Consider the following 18288-nt stretch of genomic DNA (forward strand, 5'->3'; position numbering starts at 1 on the left):
TAAAATCACGCCGTCGCCGGACTCCGGCAGCGGCCCGATCGGGCTCAATCCTTCGTATTTTTATGAGTATTCATTGTCTGTGACTGAACTGAGCCGAATCCGAAATTTTTCGATCATCGCCCACATTGACCACGGTAAATCCACGCTGGCAGACCGCTTCATCCAGATCTGCGGCGGCCTCACGGAACGTGAAATGGCCGAGCAGGTGCTTGATTCCATGGATCTTGAGCGCGAGCGTGGCATAACCATCAAGGCCCAGAGCGTGACACTGAACTACACGGCCCGGGATGGTAATGAATACAAGCTGAACTTCATCGATACACCCGGCCACGTGGACTTTTCCTACGAGGTGTCGCGATCGCTCTATGCCTGCGAAGGTGCGCTCTTGGTGGTGGATGCCGGACAGGGTGTTGAGGCCCAGTCGGTTGCCAACTGTTATACCGCCATCGAGCAGGGCCTGGAAGTGGTGCCGGTGCTGAACAAGATGGATCTTCCCCAGGCTGAACCCGAGCGCGTCGCCCAGGAGATCGAGGATATCATCGGTATTGCCGCTACCGAGGCCGTCCGCTGCAGTGCCAAGAGCGGCATTGGCGTGGAAGATGTGCTGGAAGATCTGATTGCCAAAATTCCACCCCCAAAGGGCGATCGCAGTGCTCCCCTTCAGGCGCTGATTATTGACTCCTGGTTCGACAATTACCTGGGCGTGGTCTCCCTCGTTCGGGTGACCGAGGGCACGCTGAAAAAGGGTGACAAGATCGTCATCAAGTCCACCGGCAAGGCCTGGAATGCGGACAAGGTAGGCATTTTCAACCCCAAGCCCAAGGATACGGATATTCTGGAAGCCGGGGACGTTGGCTTTGTGGTGGCCGGCATCAAGGACATCCATGGTGCACCGGTCGGCGATACCATCGTGCAGCAAAAAGGCTCGGATGATATACCGATGCTGCCCGGCTTCAAGAAAGTGAAGCCCCAGGTCTATGCCGGCCTGTTTCCAGTCAGCGCGGACGACTACAACGATTTTCGCGACGCGCTTGAGAAGCTGACCCTGAACGACGCCTCGCTGTTTTTCGAACCGGAAAGCTCGGACGCCCTCGGCTTCGGTTTCCGTTGTGGCTTTTTGGGTATGCTCCACATGGAGATTGTCCAGGAGCGTCTGGAGCGTGAATACGACATTGACCTGATTACCACCGCGCCAACGGTAATTTATGAAGTCGTTACCAAACAGGGTGAGACCCTGTCGGTGGACAACCCTTCCAGCCTTCCGGATATTGGTTCCATTGAGGAGATGCGGGAGCCGATTGTGGAGGCCAGCATTCTGGTGCCGCAGGAGCACCTGGGTAACGTCATCAAGCTCTGTGAAGAAAAGCGCGGTGTCCAGAAAAACATGCACTTCATGTCAACCCAGGTGCAGGTGACCTACGAGCTGCCGATGGCCGAGGTGGTTCTGGACTTTTTCGACCGTATCAAGTCGGCCAGCCGGGGCTTTGCGTCTCTTGATTACCAGTTCGTGCGTTTCCAGACCGCCAATCTGGTGAGGCTGGATGTGTTGATCAATGCTGAACGGGTGGATGCTCTGGCGCTGATCGTGCACAAGGATCAGGCCCACTATAAGGGCCGCGCCCTGGTCGAGAAAATGAAAGAGCTGATTCCGCGGCAGATGTTCGATATTGCCATCCAGGCGGCCATCGGCAACCAGGTGGTGTCCAGGGTAACGGTCAAGGCGCTTCGCAAGAACGTGACGGCCAAGTGTTACGGGGGCGACGTCAGCCGCAAGAAGAAACTGCTGCAGAAGCAGAAAGAAGGTAAAAAACGCATGAAGCAGCTGGGTAATGTTGAGGTGCCTCAGGAAGCGTTCCTTGCCGTACTGAAAGTGGATAACTAAAAGGCACCTGAATGGATATTGATTTTCCCCTGGTTCTGGTCGTTCTGACGTTTGCAACCGGGCTAATCTGGCTGCTGGACAGACTCTTTCTTCGCAAGCGCAGGCTCGCTGCCGCGGGCCTGGAGCCGGGGAAGGTCGAGGCTGACGAAGAGCCCAGGGAGCCCTATCTTGTCGACCTTAGCCGATCGTTCTTCCCGGTCCTGGCCGTGGTGCTGGTATTGCGCTCATTCCTGGTGGAACCGTTTCAGATCCCCTCCGGTTCAATGCTGCCCACCCTGGAAGTCGGCGATTTCATTCTGGTCAACAAGTTCGCTTATGGCTTAAGGCTGCCCGTTGCCGGCACCAAGATACTGGAAGTGGACGACCCGGAACGCGGGGACGTCATTGTTTTCCGTTATCCGGAGGATGGCAGCACCAACTACATCAAGCGTGTCGTGGGCCTGCCTGGCGACCTGATCCGCTATGAGGGTCGTGAACTGTTCATTAATGGCGATAAGGTGGAGTCCCGCTTTATTGCCCGGTTGCCCCCGGTAGAGTTGTGGCGTGAAACCCTTGGTGATACCCAGCACGATGTGTTCCTGACCCTCGGACGCACGGGCCGTTCCGGGGAGGGAGAGTGGCTGGTGCCGGAGGGTGAGTATTTCGTCATGGGCGACAACCGCGATAACAGCAATGACAGCCGCTACTGGGGCATGGTTCCGGATGAGATGGTTGTTGGCAAGGCATTTGCGATCTGGATGCACTGGGAGTCGCTGACCAGTCTGCCCTCCTTTGATCGTGTGGGTAGCATAGAATAAATGCGTTGTAATTCAGGGGTGTCTTTATAATGAACAAAAACAGTCTATCGTCCATGCAACAGCAGGCCGGTGCCTCGTCACTGGTGATCCTGATCATGGTGCTTTTTTTTGGCGGGTTGCTGACACTGGTCATCAAGCTGGGGCCGGCTTATCTGGACGACATTACCATTCAGGAAGCACTGGAAAGCCTGGATGGCACTGACGACCTATCCACCATGGGGCCAGCGCAGGTCAGGAGTCTTATCAACAAGCGACTGAGCGTCAACAATGTGAGAGGCTTTGACGCCAAGAACATCACCGTTGAGAAGAACGGTGAGTTGGTGGTGATCAATGTGGATTATGAAGTCCGCAACAACCTTTTCCGAAACGTGGATACCGTTATCCACTTCCAACACGAGTATGAGATGCAGGGAAAGTGAATTCGCAACCGGATCTGGAACAGCTACAGCGGCGTATCGGCTATCAGTTCAAAGCCCCTGAGCGCCTGCTGCTGGCGCTTACCCACCGCAGCTACGGCAATCAGAATAATGAGCGCCTGGAATTCCTGGGTGATTCCATTGTCAATATGGTCATAGCGGAGCATCTTTACCTGCACTTTGAAAAGGCCAGGGAGGGACAGTTGAGCCGTCTGCGCGCCCGCATGGTCAAGGGGGTTACGCTGGCTGAAATCGGTCGCGAGTTCGAACTGGGAAAATACCTGCGCCTGGGCTCCGGCGAGCTGAAAAGCGGTGGATTCCGTCGTGAATCTATCCTAGCGGATGCGGTTGAATCCATTATCGGCGCTATCTACCTGGACAGCGATTTTCATACCTGCCGGGAGCAGGTCCTGCGCTGGTTTGAGGTGCGCCTTGAGCAGTTGGACCTGCAGGATACCCAAAAAGATCCGAAAACCCGGCTGCAGGAATATTTGCAGTCGCGGCAATTTCCACTGCCGCTTTACGACGTCATTTCTGTGGATGGTGAAGCCCATGCCCAGACGTTTCATGTTTCCTGTGCTCTGCCGTCCCTGGACCGGAAAACCATCGGTACCGGCAACAGCCGTCGAATTGCCGAGCAGCAGGCCGCCCGCAATGCCCTTAAGCAGTTGGGCGTGGAGAATGAGTGATGAATGATATTACCCATCCGGAAAATCCGGACAGCCGTTGTGGTTTCGTGGCGATCGTTGGTCGTCCCAACGTTGGCAAATCCACATTGCTGAACCATATTCTTGGCCAGAAACTGAGTATTACCTCCCGTAAGCCGCAGACCACACGCCACCAGGTTCTGGGAATCAAGACCGAGGGCCCGATACAGGCCATTTACGTGGATACACCGGGTATGCATGAGGAAGAGCCTCGTGCCATCAACCGGTACATGAACAAGGCGGCAACCTCGGCACTGAAGGGTGTTGACGTGGCGGTGTTCGTGGTTGACCAGATGGCATGGACCACCGCCGACGAGATGGTGCTGGAAAAACTGGGTAGCCTGAAGTGCCCGGTTATTCTCGCGGTGAACAAGGTCGACCGGATTGAGAATCGCGAAGCGCTGCTGCCTCATCTGGACATGCTGTCCAGGAAACGTGACTTCGCCGAAATTATCCCGCTGTCAGCCCTGAAGGGCATGAATCTGGCGCCGCTGGAAGAGGCAGTGGGGCGTTTCCTTCCGCAGAGTGTGCATTTCTACCCGGATGACCAGATTACCGATCGCAGTGAGCGTTTCATGGCCTCCGAGATGGTGCGGGAGAAAATCACCCGGCAACTGGGCGCTGAGCTGCCGTACTCGGTGGCAGTCGAGATCGAGGAGTTTCGCAAGGATGGCAAGACTCTGCACATTTCGGCATTGATTCTGGTGGAACGGGAAGGCCAGAAGAAAATCATGATTGGCGACAAGGGTGAGCGACTTCGCCGTATTGGCCAGGAAGCCCGGGCCGATATGGAACGTCTGTTCGATAGCAAGGTCATGCTCAGGCTCTGGGTCAAGGTCAAGCGTGGTTGGGCTGACAGTGACCGGGCGCTTAAAAGTCTTGGCATGAACGACTTCTGAGGCGTTTATGACGGGGCCCGTGCGACAGGAGCCTGCTTACGTCCTTCACCGCCGCCCATGGCGCGAAACCAGCCTGATGGTGGATATTTTCTCACTCAGTGCGGGCCGCATAACCATTGTTGCCCGCGGTGGGAATACCGCAAAAAGCCCGCTGAAAGCCCAGCTTCAGCCTTTCCAGCCGTTGTTGCTGGACTGGACCGGCCGCAGCGATCTGAAGACCCTGATCCAGGCGGAAGTCCGCGGCGGGCCAGCGCTGAAGCGCACCCTGGCACTTTACAGCGGGCTTTACGTCAACGAGCTGTTGCAACGCCTGCTGCCATTGGCCGATCCCCACCCCCATCTCTTTGCCTCCTATATCGACGTGATTGCCGAATTATCGGCGGCCATCGATGTTGAGCCGGTACTCCGACGTTTTGAGCAATCCCTGGCGGCAGAGCTGGGGTACGACTTCGCCTGGGATATGGCCACTGACACCGGGTTTACGGTCGAGGCCAATGAGTATTATTGCTATGATCCGGAGCAGGGGATTCTGGCCGCGTCCTCGCCTGGTGTCAGGCTTCAGAACCTTCATGGTGCCACATTGCTGGCGCTGGCTTCCGGGGATCTGGAGTCGATAGAATGTCGCCGCGTCGCCAAGAGGGTAACCCGTGTACTGGTGGATTATCTTCTGCAGGGCCGGCCTCTAAACAGCCGAACCCTGTTCAGTCATCATCGAGGAGATCGCAATGAACCCTAGCCCAACGAACCCCAGAGTGTTGCTGGGTGTCAATATTGACCATGTCGCGACGCTCCGCCAGGCAAGGGGCACACGCTATCCGGACCCGGTCCAGGCTGCCATCCTTGCGGAAGAGGCAGGTGCCGATGGCATTACCATTCATCCCCGGGAAGATCGCCGCCACATTCAGGACCGGGATGTACTTCTGCTCAAGGAAATCCTGACCACCAAGATGAACCTGGAAATGGCGGTTACCGATGCCATGTTGGCATTTGCTGAACAGGTACGCCCGCAATGCGTGTGTCTGGTACCCGAGAAGCGCGAGGAGCTGACAACCGAGGGCGGCCTTGATGTGGATGGTCAGGAAGCCCGCGTCGCCAAGGCTTGTGAGCGGTTGGCGAGGATCGGCACGGAAGTGTCTCTGTTTATCGACCCTGATATTGCCCAGATTGACGCCGCTGTCCGGTGCGGTGCGCCGGTAGTAGAGCTCCACACCGGCGAATACGCTGAAGCCGCTACGCCGGAAGCGGAGGAAGCTGCGTTCAGTACCCTGGTGACTACCGTAGAGCATGCCCGGAAGAGGGGCCTGATCGTGAATGCAGGCCACGGACTGCATTATCACAACACTGAGCGGGTGGCTGCGATCAGCGGTATCAACGAGCTCAACATTGGCCATGCCATCATTGCCAGAGCTGTTTTCACAGGCCTCAAAGAGGCTGTCAGGGACATGAAGGCCATTCTGGCAAGCGCACGGGCCTGACTGGGCCGAGGCTACGGGCAGCTCTAGTCGGCTGTCGCTTTCCGGGTTTGATGACGGAAAAGCTGCTGCCAGTCGGTCTGCTCGCTCCAGGCCTGAAGGCGCTCCATGGCAACGATCAGCTGGTCTTTCTGGTATTCGGTATCAGGCGAGGCGCACTTCAAGGCAGTTTCCAGCTGGTCGGCGGCGCCTCGCAGTTCCGGAACCCCGCAGTAGCGGGTTGCGCCATGCAGTTTATGGACGCATTCCAGCAACTCTTCCCGTTCTCCGTTAACCCAGAGTTGGGCCACGCGATCCACGTCGGTACGGATCTGTTCAACCAGCATGCTGAATAACTCCTCTGCCAGGTCTGCTTTGCCAGCAGCCAACTGGATGCTCTCCGCGATGCTGACACAATCCGGCTGCTGCCTCCGGGTTGACGGTCGCAGGCCCTGGCGGGTATCGCGAATCTCGGGCACCGGAAGATAGCCGTTGTCTGCGCCTGCATTGCAGCTATAACCGGTGTAGTCGTAAATGATGTCGATCAGCTGGCTATTGCTGATGGGTTTGGCAAGATAGCCGTCGAAACCCTGCCGGGTCAGCCGGTCCTGCTCTTCTGCCAAGGCATGGGCGGTAAGGGCAATGATGCGGGTACGGTGGCTGTTGCTGTCCAGGCCCCGCAGTCTTTCCGTGGTCTCGACCCCATCCATGCCGGGCATCTGCAGATCCATAAAAACCAGATCGAACGGTTTTTGTCTCGCTTTGCTGAGGGCCTCAAAGCCGCTGCTCGCACCCTCGGCTTCAATCCGGCAATCGTGTAACAGGGTCAGGACCAGTTTTAGGTTGGCATCGTTGTCGTCCACGGCCAGCACCCTTGGCACATTGGCAGATTGTGATGCTGCCTCTTTTTTAGCGGAAAGAGGGGGAAGCTGGCCTTGCCCGCTGTTGATGCCGTGGACCAGCAACAACAGCTCGTCGTAAAGGGAGTCACGGCATACCGGCTTGGTAAGGTGTCCGCTGGCAAGGCCAGAAAGTGGGGTGTCATGGGTTTCCAGTGTCGGGGTCAGCAAAAGGGTTCGGCAGTCCCTCTCAAGTTCGAGGGTTCGCACCAGCGAACAGTATTGGCTTGAGTTGAGCAGATGACGGGTGATTCCGAGTATGGCAACGGCATAACCCGACTGTTCTTTCTGTGCCTCCTCAATCTGTTCCTGCATGGCACCCGGTGCCGAAACGCGGTCCACGGTCATGCCCCATTCCCGCAGCATGTGCTCTACCGCCAGGCCGGTGGTCTTCTGCTGTTCCAGGTAGATGACCCGCTCGCCGCGCAGGGCGTCTTTTGGCGCAATCGCCTCGCCGGTGGAGGACAACTCGGAGGTGAGCGTAAACCAGAAGGTGGAGCCTTTTCCGAGTTCGCTGTCCAGGCCGATCTTGCCGCCCATTTCCTCAACCAGGCGTTTGGAGATTGCGAGGCCAAGCCCGGTGCCGCCGTATTGGCGAGCGGTGGAGGCGTCGGCCTGACTGAAGGCATTGAACAGGGAATGTTGCTGGGCCCGGGACAGCCCGACGCCGGAGTCCGTAATGCTCAGCCGCAGGGTAATCCGGTTGCTTTCTTTGTCTTCCTCTTCAAGGCTGGCGCGCAGAACCACCTCGCCGGTCTGGGTGAACTTGATGGCGTTGTTCACCAGATTGGTGATTACCTGCTTCACCCGAAGTGGGTCACCCATAATGTTGTCGGGTACATCGTTGTAAACCAGAGGCACCAGGTCCAGGTTCTTGCTGTGAGCTGCCGGAGCAAGCATGACCATGACTTCCTCGACAATATCCCGAAGCTGGAAGGGAATCCGGTCCAGAATCAGCTTGCCGGCCTCGATCTTCGAGAAATCGAGGATATCGTTGATGATGGTGAGCAGAATTTCCGACGATTTGCGGATGGTGCTCAGGTGGTCCCGCTGTTGGCGGGGCAGGGGACTTTTCAGCAGAAGCTCGGTAAAGCCGATGATGCCGTTCAGCGGCGTGCGGATTTCATGGGACATGTTGGCCAGGAATTCCGATTTGATGCGGCTGGCCTCAAGGGCTTCCTTACGGGCCAGATCCAGTTCAATATTCTGGATTTCGATGGTCTCCAGAGTTTCCCGCAGGTCTTCCGTGGCCTGGTCTATATTCTGCTGCATTTCAGCCTGGGCTTTGCTCAGCTCTCCGGCCATGGCGTTAAGCCCCGATTCCAGCTGCTCAAACTCAGGTCCGGCACCGGTGTAGACGCGGGTATCCAGCTTGCCTTCTTTGAGTCTCGCAACCGCTTCATTAAGCTCGAAAACTGGGTCGGTAAAGGCGCGGCTCAGGCGCAAGGCGATTGCCAGGCTTAGAAGAACCCCTGCCAGCACCAGCAGCAGTGAAATCAGCAGCGCCTTGTAGGTCTCCTTCTCGGTGCGAACGTGGGACATTTCCACGGTGACCCAGCCAATGGGTTTCTTGCCGCTGCCGACATTCCGGCGGGAGTCCGGGTCCAGCATGCTTTCAATCATCAGGTCCTGAAGGTAAACCGGGGTGACAAATACGGTGCTGTCGGGCGTGCTGATCTGTTCGGGCTCCTCACCGGTCAGGGCTTCCCGGCCGATGTCATCGGAGCTGCCCGGTCCAGTGTGAAGGAGTCGGTCATGATCGCTGTCAAAGAAGGTAATCGAGCGCACGTCCTGCTCTTCCAGCAGGGCGTTGGAGAGGCTGCTGAGCAGGCTCCGGTTGGCAGTGAAGAGGCCGTATTCAGCTCCGGCAGACAGTTGGCGCGAGAGGGATTCACCCCGGTCCTTGAGCAGGCTTTCAATATTGGTGACCCAGCTGTAGGTAAAGAAAAGTCCCAGCATCAATGTGGTCAGAAGGGTGGGGACAAGTGTCACCACAAGTACTTTTTTGCGTATGCCCCAGCGCCGCATAGTGAGTTCCCGATTGAATTCTCCGGTCGCAAATTCGGTCATCTTCCCTGTCAGAATAGATGATTCCATCCAGTCTGGCTTGATGGCACTCCCGGATATAGCCTGTTGTCATGGGCATAGCGAGAAGCTGTATTGGGAGACGGCGGGTATTCCGCGTATCATGCAACTCTGAAGTGTACCACAGGCTTGTGTTGCCGGCGTAAATGGCTGGCCGCGGATTGCGGAAGATTTGAGGAAGGTAAAAGCATGCATTTCCCGACCATAGAAGACTACGTGGGGCACACGCCCCTGGTGAGGTTGCAACGGCTTCCCGGTGAGACCAGCAACGTGATTCTGGCGAAGCTGGAAGGCAACAATCCGGCGGGCTCAGTAAAGGACCGCCCGGCCATAAGCATGATTCAGGAAGCCGAGCGCCGCGGCGAAATCAAGCCGGGTGACACGCTGATCGAGGCCACCAGTGGTAATACCGGTATCGCCTTGGCAATGGCAGCGGCCATCAAGGGTTACCGGATGGTCCTGATCATGCCGGAAAACGCGAGCGAAGAGCGCCGGGCCTCCATGCGGGCCTATGGCGCCGAGATCCTCAGTGTGACCAAAGACGGGGGGATGGAAAGCGCCCGCGACCTGGCTCAACAAATGGAGGCGGAGGGTAAAGGCAAGGTGCTCGACCAGTTTGCCAACCCGGACAATCCGCTGGCGCACTATCGCACCACAGGGCCGGAAATCTGGGAACAGACCGGGGGCAGGGTCACCCATTTTGTCAGCTCCATGGGTACCACCGGCACGATTATGGGCGTCTCCCGATATCTCAAGGAGCGTAACCCCGATATTCAGATTGTGGGGCTGCAGCCAAAAGAAGGTGCTGCCATACCCGGTATCCGCCGCTGGCCGGAACCCTATCTGCCAAAAATCTACGATGCCTCTCGCGTGGACACGGTACTGGATATCGGCCAGCAGGAAGCGGAAGACACCATGCGCGCACTGGCCAGAGAGGAAGGCATTTTCTGCGGGGTTTCCTCTGGCGGCTCTATTGCCGCTGCCCTGAAGCTCTCAGCGCAGGTTGAAAATGCAGTGATCGTGGCCATTATCTGTGACCGGGGCGACCGTTACCTGTCTACCGGTGTATTTCCCGGCGCCTGAATTTACCAAGCCCAGACCCCAGCAAGAGACGTCCTATGAGTAGAAGACGCAGGAAAGTCCTGCCCACCGAACCGGTGCGTTGTGTTATTGAGACCCTGAGTCACGATGGTCGTGGCATCGCCCGGGATAATGGCAAGGCCCAGTTTGTCGACGGCGCGCTTCCGGGTGAGACGGTGATGGCAAAAGTGATCAGCTCACGCAGCAAGTTTGATGAACTGAGGACGGTCGAGGTGTTAAACGCCGGCGATGCCCGGATTACGCCACCCTGCGAGTTTGCCGACCTGTGCGGAGGCTGCAGTCTTCAACACATGGACAGTGACGCGCAGATCCGGTTCAAGGAAGCGACGCTGCGGGAACACTTTGCCCATTTCGGGGGCATAGAACCGCAGGAATGGGTGGCCCCGATGCGGTCACCAGCGCTGGGTTACCGACGCAAGGCCAGGTTGGGTGTGAAGTATGTGCCGGCACGGGAATCGGTCCTGGTCGGCTTCCGTGAAAAGCGCAACAGCTTCCTCACGGATATCGATCGGTGTGTTGTTCTGGATCCGCGCATCGGCGAGCGTATTATGCCGTTGCGGGAAATGCTTCATGGACTGGATGCCTATCGCCGCATTCCCCAGGTTGAAGTGGCCTGCGGAGATCAGGAGGCCGCCATGGTTTTCCGCAATATGGATCCGTTGAGCGAGGCAGACACTGCGGCGCTGATCCGTTTTGGCCAGGCCCACGAATTGCATATCTACCTGCAGCCAAAAGGGCCGGAGACGGTACACAGAATTTGGCCGGAGTCCGGTGAAGAGCGACTGACCTACCGAATGGATGAATTCGACCTGACCATGAAGTTTCATCCCATGGACTTTACCCAGGTCAATGCGGGGATCAATCGGTCCATGGTACATAGGGCTGTGGAATGGCTGGATGTTCAGCCCGGCGAGCGGGTGCTCGACCTGTTCTGCGGGCTGGGGAATTTCACCCTGCCCCTGGCGCGCCGTGCGGCTCAGGTCGTCGGTGTCGAGGGTGATGAATCCATGGTCGTTCGTGGTCGGGAAAACGCGGAACTCAACGGACTATCGAATGTCGCATTCCACGGCGCTGACCTGCAGGCGGATTTCACCGCACAGTCCTGGGCGGCGGAAGGGTTCGACAAGATACTGATCGATCCGCCCCGCTCGGGAGCCCAGGAGGTATGCGAGTACCTGACGGCTTTCGGGGCCAGGCGGATTGTGTATGTGTCCTGCAATCCGGCCACGCTGGCCAGGGATGCGGGGGTTATGGTGCGCAATGGTTACCGTCTGGTGAGGTCGGGGGTTATGGACATGTTTCCTCACACCACGCACGTTGAGTCCATGGCAATGTTCGAGCGCGTGGATAACTGATCAACCTCGGCGCCGGTCACGGATGGCCGGGTAAGCGACCAGGAAGAACAAAGCGATATGGTAAAAGTTCGCGAAGATTACGCAGTGACGGGCGACGGCCGGGTGGATATCGACCGCTGGGTTCATCAGATTGAGTCACAGACGCACCTGGAAAATGCAGAACAGTTCCGGCGGGCCTGCGAAAAAGCCGCAGCCATCGATGTCCAGGCGGTGCGTGAGGACAGGGTTTGGGCTCCCGGCGCCAGCAGCTTCCGCACCGGTATAGAAATGGCCCAGGTGCTGGTTGAATTGCACCTGGACCAGGCCAGCCTTGTTGCAGCGATTCTTTACCGGGCTGTGCGCGAGGAGCGCATCCCCCTGGAGGACATCCGCAAGGAGTTCGGTGACGAAGTGGCCGGGCTGATTGACGGCGTGCAGCAGATGGCCGCGATATCGTCCATTCATCATCCCCTTAAAGGTAACGTACTCGGCCAGACCGAGGGCCAGCTCGACAACGTCCGCAAGATGCTTGTCACCATGATTGATGACGTCCGGGTGGCGTTGATCAAGCTTGCCGAACGGACATGCGCGATCCGGGCAGTGAAGAATGCGTCCGAAGAAAAACGTATGCGGGTAGCTCGCGAGGTTTTTGACATCTACGCGCCCCTGGCACACCGCCTGGGTATCGGCCATATCAAGTGGGAGCTGGAAGACCTTTCTTTTCGTTACCTGCACGAATCGGCCTATAAAAAGATAGCCAGGCTACTGGACGAGAAGCGGCTGGATCGGGAGAGTTACATCAAGCGTGTGATTACCTCCCTCAAGGACGAGTTGTGCGCTTCCGGTATAGAGGGGGAGCTGGCGGGACGCGCCAAGCACATCTACAGCATCTGGAGAAAAATGCGCCGCAAGGGTATCGATTTCTCCCAGGTCTATGATGTGCGCGCGGTTCGGATACTGGTTCCGGCTGTGCGTGACTGCTACGCCGCACTGGGCATTGTTCATACGCTGTGGCGCCATATCCCCAACGAATTCGATGATTACATTGCCAACCCCAAGGAAAACGGATACCAGTCCCTTCATACTGCGGTGATCGGTCCCGAAGGCAAGGTGATGGAAGTACAGATCCGTACCCATGACATGCATGAGGAAGCCGAGCTGGGTGTTTGCGCCCACTGGCTGTATAAAGGCATGGACAAGGGTAACCGCTCGGTCGGGTACGATGCCAAGATTAACTGGCTGCGCCAGGTTCTGGAGTGGCAGGAAGAGCTGGGTGACCTGTCCGGTCTGGCGGATCACCTCAAGTCGGATATCGCCTCCGACCGCGTATATGTGTTTACTCCTGAGGGTCATGTGGTGGACCTTCCACAGGGCGCCACCCCGGTGGATTTTGCCTACCGGGTACACACGGAAATCGGCCATGCCTGCCGCGGAGCCAAGGTCAACAACCGCATCGTGCCGCTGATCTATCCCCTGAAAACCGGGGACCAGGTATCCATTCTCACCTCCAACACCCAGGCGCCAAGCCGTGACTGGCTTAACCCAAGCCTCGGTTATATCCAGACCTCCCGGGCCCGGGCGAAAGTGACCCACTGGTTCAAACAGCAGGACCGCGACCGTAACATCATCGATGGCCGCGCGATCCTGGAAGACGAGTTCAGGCGGTTGTCGCTTTACGACGTCGACCTCAATGACCTCGCCGGCAAGGTCAATTACCAGGAAGCCGAGGATATGTTTGCGGCGGTGGGCGCGGGCGACCTCCGTCCCACCCATGTGGCCAACATTGCCCAGCAGATGCTGGAGCCGAAATCCGAGCAGCTGAACCTGAAGCTCAGCGGACTGAGGCGCCAGCCCTACGATACCGAAGCGGATATCCAGATCCGCGGTGTCGGCAAACTCAAGACCCAGGTGGCGAAGTGTTGCAAACCGCTGCCGGGCGATCCGATCGGTGGCTACATTACCGTTGGTCGCGGTGTAACAGTGCACCGGCAGGACTGCATCACTTTCCTCAATCTCAGGGAAAACGAGCCCAACCGTATTATCGAGGTGAGCTGGGGAGGGCGGCCTGTTGCCGTTTATCCGGTGGATATCGAAATCGAGGCGTACGATCGTTCCGGGTTGTTGCGGGACATCACGCAGGTTCTGTCGTCCTCCAAAAGCGACGTACTGTCACTGAACACCAAGTCCAACAGGGATGAGAACACCGCGACCATGATCGTGACCGTGGAAATCTCCAGCCTTGATCAGCTGGCAAGGCTGTTAGCCCAGATCCGTAATCTGCCCAACATCATCGACGTCAGGCGCAAACGCTCATGAACTATACCGTTGAGGATCTGAAAACCCTGATGGCCCGGCTGCGGGACCCGGACACGGGGTGCCCCTGGGACACCCGCCAGACCTTCAAGACCATCGTTCCCCATACCCTGGAAGAGGCTTACGAAGTGGCCGACGCTATCGACCGGGAGGACTATCCGCACCTGGAAGATGAGCTTGGTGATCTGTTGTTCCAGGTAATCTTCTACAGCCAGCTGGGTAAAGAGCAGAGCCATTTTGATTTTGACTCGGTGGTGGACAACCTGGTGCACAAACTGGTCCGGCGTCATCCCCACGTGTTCCCGGCGGGTACGCTGGCAAGCCGGATTGATCCTGATAATCGCCCAGCAGAGGCGGAAATCAAGGCCAATTGGGAACGGATCAAGGCGGAGGAGCGGGCTTCGAAGCCGGCAGGCTCAGAGTCTGCCGGCCGGCTGGATGGTATTGCCCGTACCCTCCCCGCAATGGTGCGTGCTGAGAAACTTCAGCGCAGGGCGGCCAACCATGGCTTTGACTGGCCGGATGTGGAACCGGTGTTCGACAAACTCCATGAAGAGATCGATGAGCTGAAAGAAGCCTGGTATGACGCGTGTTCCGGAGCAGGCCCGGTGGATGCGGTGGAGGATGAGCTGGGGGACCTGCTGTTTGTCTGCGTTAATCTGGCACGCTTTATGAAGGTAAATCCTGAGCAGGCCCTTAATAGCACCAACCATAAATTCGAAACGCGATTCCGTGCTATTGAGGAACACCTGGAACGCGAAGGCCGTGATCTGGACGCCGAATCGCTGGAGGCACTGGACGCCGTCTGGCAGGCCGTCAAAGGGATTGAAAAACAGCGGAAAAAGTAACGGATAAGTACAATCCGTTACCAATATTTCAGCCCCCGGCACTGCGGCTTCGTCTACACTTCCGGTTACGGACGCACTCCTTCTGTGCGTATCGTGGGCCACCAAGAAGATGCAGGAGTGAAGGCACTATGAAAATTAAAGATCTGGTCAATTACTGGGACAAGCATGCTCGTGGTCGGCTGACTCGTGATGCGCATTTTGCCAACCTGTCCGACCAGCATCACAAGCGACTGGAAAAGCTGGCTGCGCTTTATCCGATGAAGTCGTCGCAGGATCTCATGCGCGACCTGATCTCCGCCGCCATTGATGAACTGGAAACCAGTTTTCCCTATGTCCAGGGCTCGAGAGTGGTTGCTTTCGATGAGGACGGTTTCGAGATCTACGAAGACAAGGGCATGACGCCTCGCTTCATCAGCCTGAGCCAGAAGCATATCCAGAAGCTGAAGGCACGCCAACTGGATTCGGTTGCCTGATCAGGTCCACTGCCTGATTGCGACAGTTCGGCACTAACGACGGGGTGGTCACGCCACCCCGAAGTACACTTACCCCTGTTATTTTTCCTTGCCTTCGAGCTTGTCCTTCAAGGGACTTAGCCTCACCAGGTCGTCGAGGGCGGCCGCAATCATGTCGTTGAGAATGTCGCTTTCCGAGCGGTCCGGATAAAGTTCGGCCAGCGCAGCGATGCGCGCAGCATCTTCCAGTGGCAGACGGAGGTTGTAATCATGGCTCCGGTCGACCGGTTCTTTTTTGCCTTCCCAGTGTTTGGGCAGATCGGTTACTTTCATGAATACTCCTTGCGGCAACAGGCTTTAATCGTTAGACAGGCTTTAAGAGTAAATAGTATCGTAAGTTTACTTCACCTCCGTCAATGCAAAAGGGCGTCAATGTGACCGAGCTACATCCCGAACTCCGAGAAAATGTCCGCATGCTGGGTGAGTTGCTGGGACAAAGTATCCAGCGCCATCCCGGCCAGGACTGTTTCGAGCGGATTGAAGAAGTGCGCGCAGCTGCCAAGGCTGATCGTCGACAGGAGAGCGGTTCCGGTCAGCGCCTGGTTAATCTGCTGGGTAAGCTGAGTGATGACGAGCTGTTGCCGGTAACACGCGCCTTTAACCAGTTTCTGAACCTGGCCAATCTGGCCGAACAGTATCACGGTATCCGTCGCAAGCGTGGCCACCAGTCGGACCTGATGGTCGAGTCCCTCAGTGAGGTATTCGGTCGCCTGAAGAGCGGCGGTGTGAGCGCGGAGGATCTGCATCAGCGTGTCGCCGATCTGCGCATCGAGTATGTGCTCACCGCCCACCCTACGGAAGTGGCGCGTCGCACACTGATCATGAAATACGATGAGATGTCAGACTGCCTGGCCCGCCTGGATCATGATGACCTCATGCCCGCAGAGCGCGAGGAGATCGTCGACCGGCTGGGGCAGCTGGTCACCGAGGCCTGGCATACCGACGAAATCCGTCACGAACGACCCACTGCCGTGGATGAGGCCAAGTGGGGGTTCGCCGTTATCGAGAATAGCCTTTGGCAGGCCCTGCCACGTTTTCTACGCAGTCTTGATCTGTCGCTCACCGAAGCCACAGGCCGGGGCCTGCCGCTGAATGCATCGCCAATCCGTATCGCCTCGTGGATGGGGGGTGATCGCGACGGAAACCCGAATGTCACCCACGAAGTGACCCGCAAGGTGTTCCTGCTGGGCCGCTGGATGGCTGCCGATCTCTACCTGCGCGACATTCAGGCTCTGCGGGCAGAGCTCTCCATGTGGCAGGCCAGTGATGAACTGCGTGCGGTCACCGGGGATTCCCGGGAACCCTATCGCGTGGTGCTGGCGGGGCTGCGGGAAAAGCTGATCAAGACCAGGGATTGGGCAGAGGCCAGCGTTGCAGGTGAGTCCGCAGACACCACGGGTATTCTGTTTGCCAACGAGGATTTTACCGGCCCGCTGGAACTGTGTTATCGCTCCCTGATCGAGAGTGGCCTGGAAACCATTGCCAATGGCCCGCTGCTGGATACCATTCGCCGCGCCCATACCTTTGGTCTGCCGCTGATCCGTCTGGACATCCGCCAGGAAGCTTCCCGCCATGCCGGGGCGGTTGCCGAAATGGTGGAGTACTTGGGGATGGGAGACTATCTGTCCTGGTCAGAACAGGAACGTCAGGATTTCCTCGTGCGTGAGCTCAAAGGCCGGCGGCCGTTGGTGCCCAGAAACTGGCAGCCCTCGGCGGAAGTCGCGGAAGTGCTGGCAACCTGCAAAGTGGTGGCAGAACAGACACCGGAGGCCCTGGGTTCCTATGTCATCTCCATGGCCAGCAAGCCATCGGACGTGCTGAGCGTGATCCTGTTGTTGCGGGAGGCGGGTATGGAAAACCCGATGCGGGTGGTGCCGCTGTTTGAAACCCTTGATGATCTGCGAGGGGCACCCGACAGCATGGCGGCACTCTATAACGTGGACTGGTATCGGAAATACTGCGAGGACCGCCAGGAGGTCATGATCGGTTACTCCGATTCTTCCAAGGATGCCGGCCAGATGATGGCCGCCTGGGCGCAGTATCAGGCCCAGGAAAAACTCACGGAAGTTGCCGGCAAGTATGGTGTTCACCTGACGCTGTTCCACGGTCGCGGCGGCACTGTCGGCCGTGGTGGCGGACCCGCCAACCGTGCCATCCTGTCCCAGCCTCCGGGGTCGGTCAACGGCAGCTTCCGGATTACCGAGCAGGGCGAGATGATACGCTTCAAATTCGGCTTGCCCCGGTTGGCGGAGCAGAGTCTAACTCTGTACACCACTGCCGTGGTGGAAGCCACACTGGCCCCGCCTCGAGGGCCTGAGCCCAAGTGGCGCGAGGTTATGGACTGGCTCACCGAGCGGTCGCTTAAGGCCTATCGTGATGTGGTCCGGGACAACCCGGATTTCGTTCCCTATTTTCGGCAGGTCACCCCTGAACAGGCGCTTGGCAAGCTCGCTCTGGGCAGCCGTCCGGCCCGGCGCAAACCCGGCGGTGGCGTGGAAAGCCTGCGGGCGATTCCCTGGATCTTCGCCTGGACCCAGATGCGCCTTATGCTCCCGAGCTGGCTGGGCAGCGACGTTGCCCTGGCAGAAGCTTTCCGCAGCGGCCGCGTACCGATACTGCGGGAAATGATGGAAAAATGGCCATTCTTCAAAACCTACGTCGACATGCTGGAGATGGTGCTGGCAAAATCCGATCTGCGAATTGCCAGCTACTATGAACAGACTCTGGTGGACGAGCCGAAACTCCTGGAGCTGGGAAAAGACCTGCGTGAACGCCTGCAGGGCTGTATCCGCCATTTGCTGGAGCTGAAGGGGCAGGACACACTGCTGGAGCAGGAACCGGTGTTTGCCCATTCCATGCGTGTGCGTAATCCGTATACTGACCCGCTGCACTATTTGCAGGCCGAACTGCTGAAGCGCGATCGCGAGAGTGAGGGCAAGGGCGAAGTGCCCGATATGGTCGAGCGTGCCTTGAAGGTCACCATGGCAGGTATTTCGGCAGGTATGCGAAATACCGGATAAAAACCAATAATCAAGTGGAACACA

15 protein-coding genes are annotated in these 18288 nt (G+C 57.7%); 13 read left to right on the plus strand and 2 right to left on the minus strand.

Annotated elements, in window-relative coordinates; genetic code table 11:
• The first annotated feature begins 79 nt into the window (after positions 1 to 79).
• The 7 genes from lepA to pdxJ are packed head-to-tail and all read left to right on the plus strand — an operon-like array spanning position 80 to position 6176.
• Complete coding sequence (lepA, locus tag DIT71_RS12190; RefSeq protein WP_114613711.1) at positions 80 to 1882, plus strand: translation elongation factor 4; 1803 nt, start codon at positions 80 to 82, stop codon at positions 1880 to 1882.
• An 11-nt stretch (positions 1883 to 1893) separates the two neighbouring features.
• Positions 1894 to 2679, plus strand: a complete 786-nt coding sequence (gene lepB, locus DIT71_RS12195) for a signal peptidase I (protein WP_114613498.1) — start codon at positions 1894 to 1896, stop codon at positions 2677 to 2679.
• A gap of 29 nt (positions 2680 to 2708) precedes the next feature.
• Positions 2709 to 3098, plus strand: a complete 390-nt coding sequence (locus DIT71_RS12200; protein WP_114613499.1) for a DUF4845 domain-containing protein — start codon at positions 2709 to 2711, stop codon at positions 3096 to 3098.
• Positions 3095 to 3784: a ribonuclease III gene (gene rnc / locus DIT71_RS12205; RefSeq protein WP_114613500.1), complete on the plus strand. Its 690-nt coding sequence runs from the start codon at positions 3095 to 3097 to the stop codon at positions 3782 to 3784. The genes DIT71_RS12200 and rnc overlap by 4 nt, the downstream gene beginning before the upstream one ends.
• The gene (era, locus tag DIT71_RS12210; protein WP_114613501.1) at positions 3784 to 4701 is read left to right on the plus strand and encodes a GTPase Era; all 918 of its coding nucleotides are present in this window, start codon (positions 3784 to 3786) and stop codon (positions 4699 to 4701) included. Before rnc ends, era begins: the two co-directional genes overlap by 1 nt.
• A 7-nt stretch (positions 4702 to 4708) precedes the next feature.
• Positions 4709 to 5437, plus strand: a complete 729-nt coding sequence (gene recO / locus DIT71_RS12215) for a DNA repair protein RecO (protein WP_114613502.1) — start codon at positions 4709 to 4711, stop codon at positions 5435 to 5437.
• On the plus strand, positions 5427 to 6176 hold the full coding sequence (gene pdxJ / locus DIT71_RS12220) for a pyridoxine 5'-phosphate synthase (RefSeq protein ID WP_114613503.1): 750 nt from the start codon (positions 5427 to 5429) through the stop codon (positions 6174 to 6176). The genes recO and pdxJ overlap by 11 nt, the downstream gene beginning before the upstream one ends.
• A 23-nt stretch (positions 6177 to 6199) precedes the next feature.
• Here pdxJ and DIT71_RS12225 read toward each other — a convergent pair whose 3' ends face one another.
• Positions 6200 to 9079, minus strand: a complete 2880-nt coding sequence (locus DIT71_RS12225; protein ID WP_114613712.1) for an ATP-binding protein — start codon at positions 9077 to 9079, stop codon at positions 6200 to 6202.
• Between the two features lie 246 nt (positions 9080 to 9325).
• Here DIT71_RS12225 and cysM point away from each other — a divergent pair, with 246 nt between their 5' ends.
• The 5 genes from cysM (at position 9326) to DIT71_RS12250 (ending at position 15205) form a co-directional block, all read left to right on the plus strand.
• Complete coding sequence (gene cysM / locus DIT71_RS12230; RefSeq protein ID WP_114613504.1) at positions 9326 to 10219, plus strand: cysteine synthase CysM; 894 nt, start codon at positions 9326 to 9328, stop codon at positions 10217 to 10219.
• A gap of 35 nt (positions 10220 to 10254) precedes the next feature.
• Positions 10255 to 11592 (plus strand): 23S rRNA (uracil(1939)-C(5))-methyltransferase RlmD, encoded by a 1338-nt coding sequence (gene rlmD / locus DIT71_RS12235; protein WP_114613505.1) that lies wholly within the window; start codon positions 10255 to 10257, stop codon positions 11590 to 11592.
• 57 nt (positions 11593 to 11649) lie between these two features.
• Positions 11650 to 13887 (plus strand): GTP diphosphokinase, encoded by a 2238-nt coding sequence (relA, locus tag DIT71_RS12240; protein WP_114613506.1) that lies wholly within the window; start codon positions 11650 to 11652, stop codon positions 13885 to 13887.
• Positions 13884 to 14732 carry a nucleoside triphosphate pyrophosphohydrolase gene (mazG, locus tag DIT71_RS12245; protein WP_114613507.1) on the plus strand — a complete coding sequence of 283 codons (849 nt, stop codon included), beginning with the start codon at positions 13884 to 13886 and terminating at the stop codon, positions 14730 to 14732. Before relA ends, mazG begins: the two co-directional genes overlap by 4 nt.
• A 128-nt stretch (positions 14733 to 14860) precedes the next feature.
• Positions 14861 to 15205: a pilin assembly protein gene (locus tag DIT71_RS12250; RefSeq protein ID WP_114613508.1), complete on the plus strand. Its 345-nt coding sequence runs from the start codon at positions 14861 to 14863 to the stop codon at positions 15203 to 15205.
• 78 nt (positions 15206 to 15283) lie between these two features.
• Here DIT71_RS12250 and DIT71_RS12255 read toward each other — a convergent pair whose 3' ends face one another.
• The gene (locus DIT71_RS12255; protein ID WP_114613509.1) at positions 15284 to 15517 is read right to left on the minus strand and encodes a hypothetical protein; all 234 of its coding nucleotides are present in this window, start codon (positions 15515 to 15517) and stop codon (positions 15284 to 15286) included.
• 101 nt (positions 15518 to 15618) lie between these two features.
• On the opposite strand from DIT71_RS12255, the gene ppc reads away from it, so the two are divergent.
• On the plus strand, positions 15619 to 18264 hold the full coding sequence (gene ppc / locus DIT71_RS12260) for a phosphoenolpyruvate carboxylase (protein WP_199491008.1): 2646 nt from the start codon (positions 15619 to 15621) through the stop codon (positions 18262 to 18264).
• Positions 18265 to 18288 lie beyond the last annotated feature (24 nt).

The sequence above is a fragment of the Marinobacter vulgaris genome, assembly GCF_003344045.1.
GTDB lineage: Bacteria > Pseudomonadota > Gammaproteobacteria > Pseudomonadales > Oleiphilaceae > Marinobacter > Marinobacter vulgaris.

Coding starts and splice junctions, on each gene's coding strand:
- recO (WP_114613502.1), top strand. CDS start 4,709: ATGACGGGGCCCGTGCGACAGGAGCCTGCTTACGTCCTTCACCGCCGC.
- relA (WP_114613506.1), top strand. CDS start 11,650: ATGGTAAAAGTTCGCGAAGATTACGCAGTGACGGGCGACGGCCGGGTG.
- DIT71_RS12225 (WP_114613712.1), bottom strand. CDS start 9,079: ATGCGGCGCTGGGGCATACGCAAAAAAGTACTTGTGGTGACACTTGTC.
- mazG (WP_114613507.1), top strand. CDS start 13,884: ATGAACTATACCGTTGAGGATCTGAAAACCCTGATGGCCCGGCTGCGG.
- cysM (WP_114613504.1), top strand. CDS start 9,326: ATGCATTTCCCGACCATAGAAGACTACGTGGGGCACACGCCCCTGGTG.
- era (WP_114613501.1), top strand. CDS start 3,784: ATGAATGATATTACCCATCCGGAAAATCCGGACAGCCGTTGTGGTTTC.
- lepB (WP_114613498.1), top strand. CDS start 1,894: ATGGATATTGATTTTCCCCTGGTTCTGGTCGTTCTGACGTTTGCAACC.
- pdxJ (WP_114613503.1), top strand. CDS start 5,427: ATGAACCCTAGCCCAACGAACCCCAGAGTGTTGCTGGGTGTCAATATT.
- DIT71_RS12255 (WP_114613509.1), bottom strand. CDS start 15,517: ATGAAAGTAACCGATCTGCCCAAACACTGGGAAGGCAAAAAAGAACCG.
- DIT71_RS12200 (WP_114613499.1), top strand. CDS start 2,709: ATGAACAAAAACAGTCTATCGTCCATGCAACAGCAGGCCGGTGCCTCG.
- DIT71_RS12250 (WP_114613508.1), top strand. CDS start 14,861: ATGAAAATTAAAGATCTGGTCAATTACTGGGACAAGCATGCTCGTGGT.
- rlmD (WP_114613505.1), top strand. CDS start 10,255: ATGAGTAGAAGACGCAGGAAAGTCCTGCCCACCGAACCGGTGCGTTGT.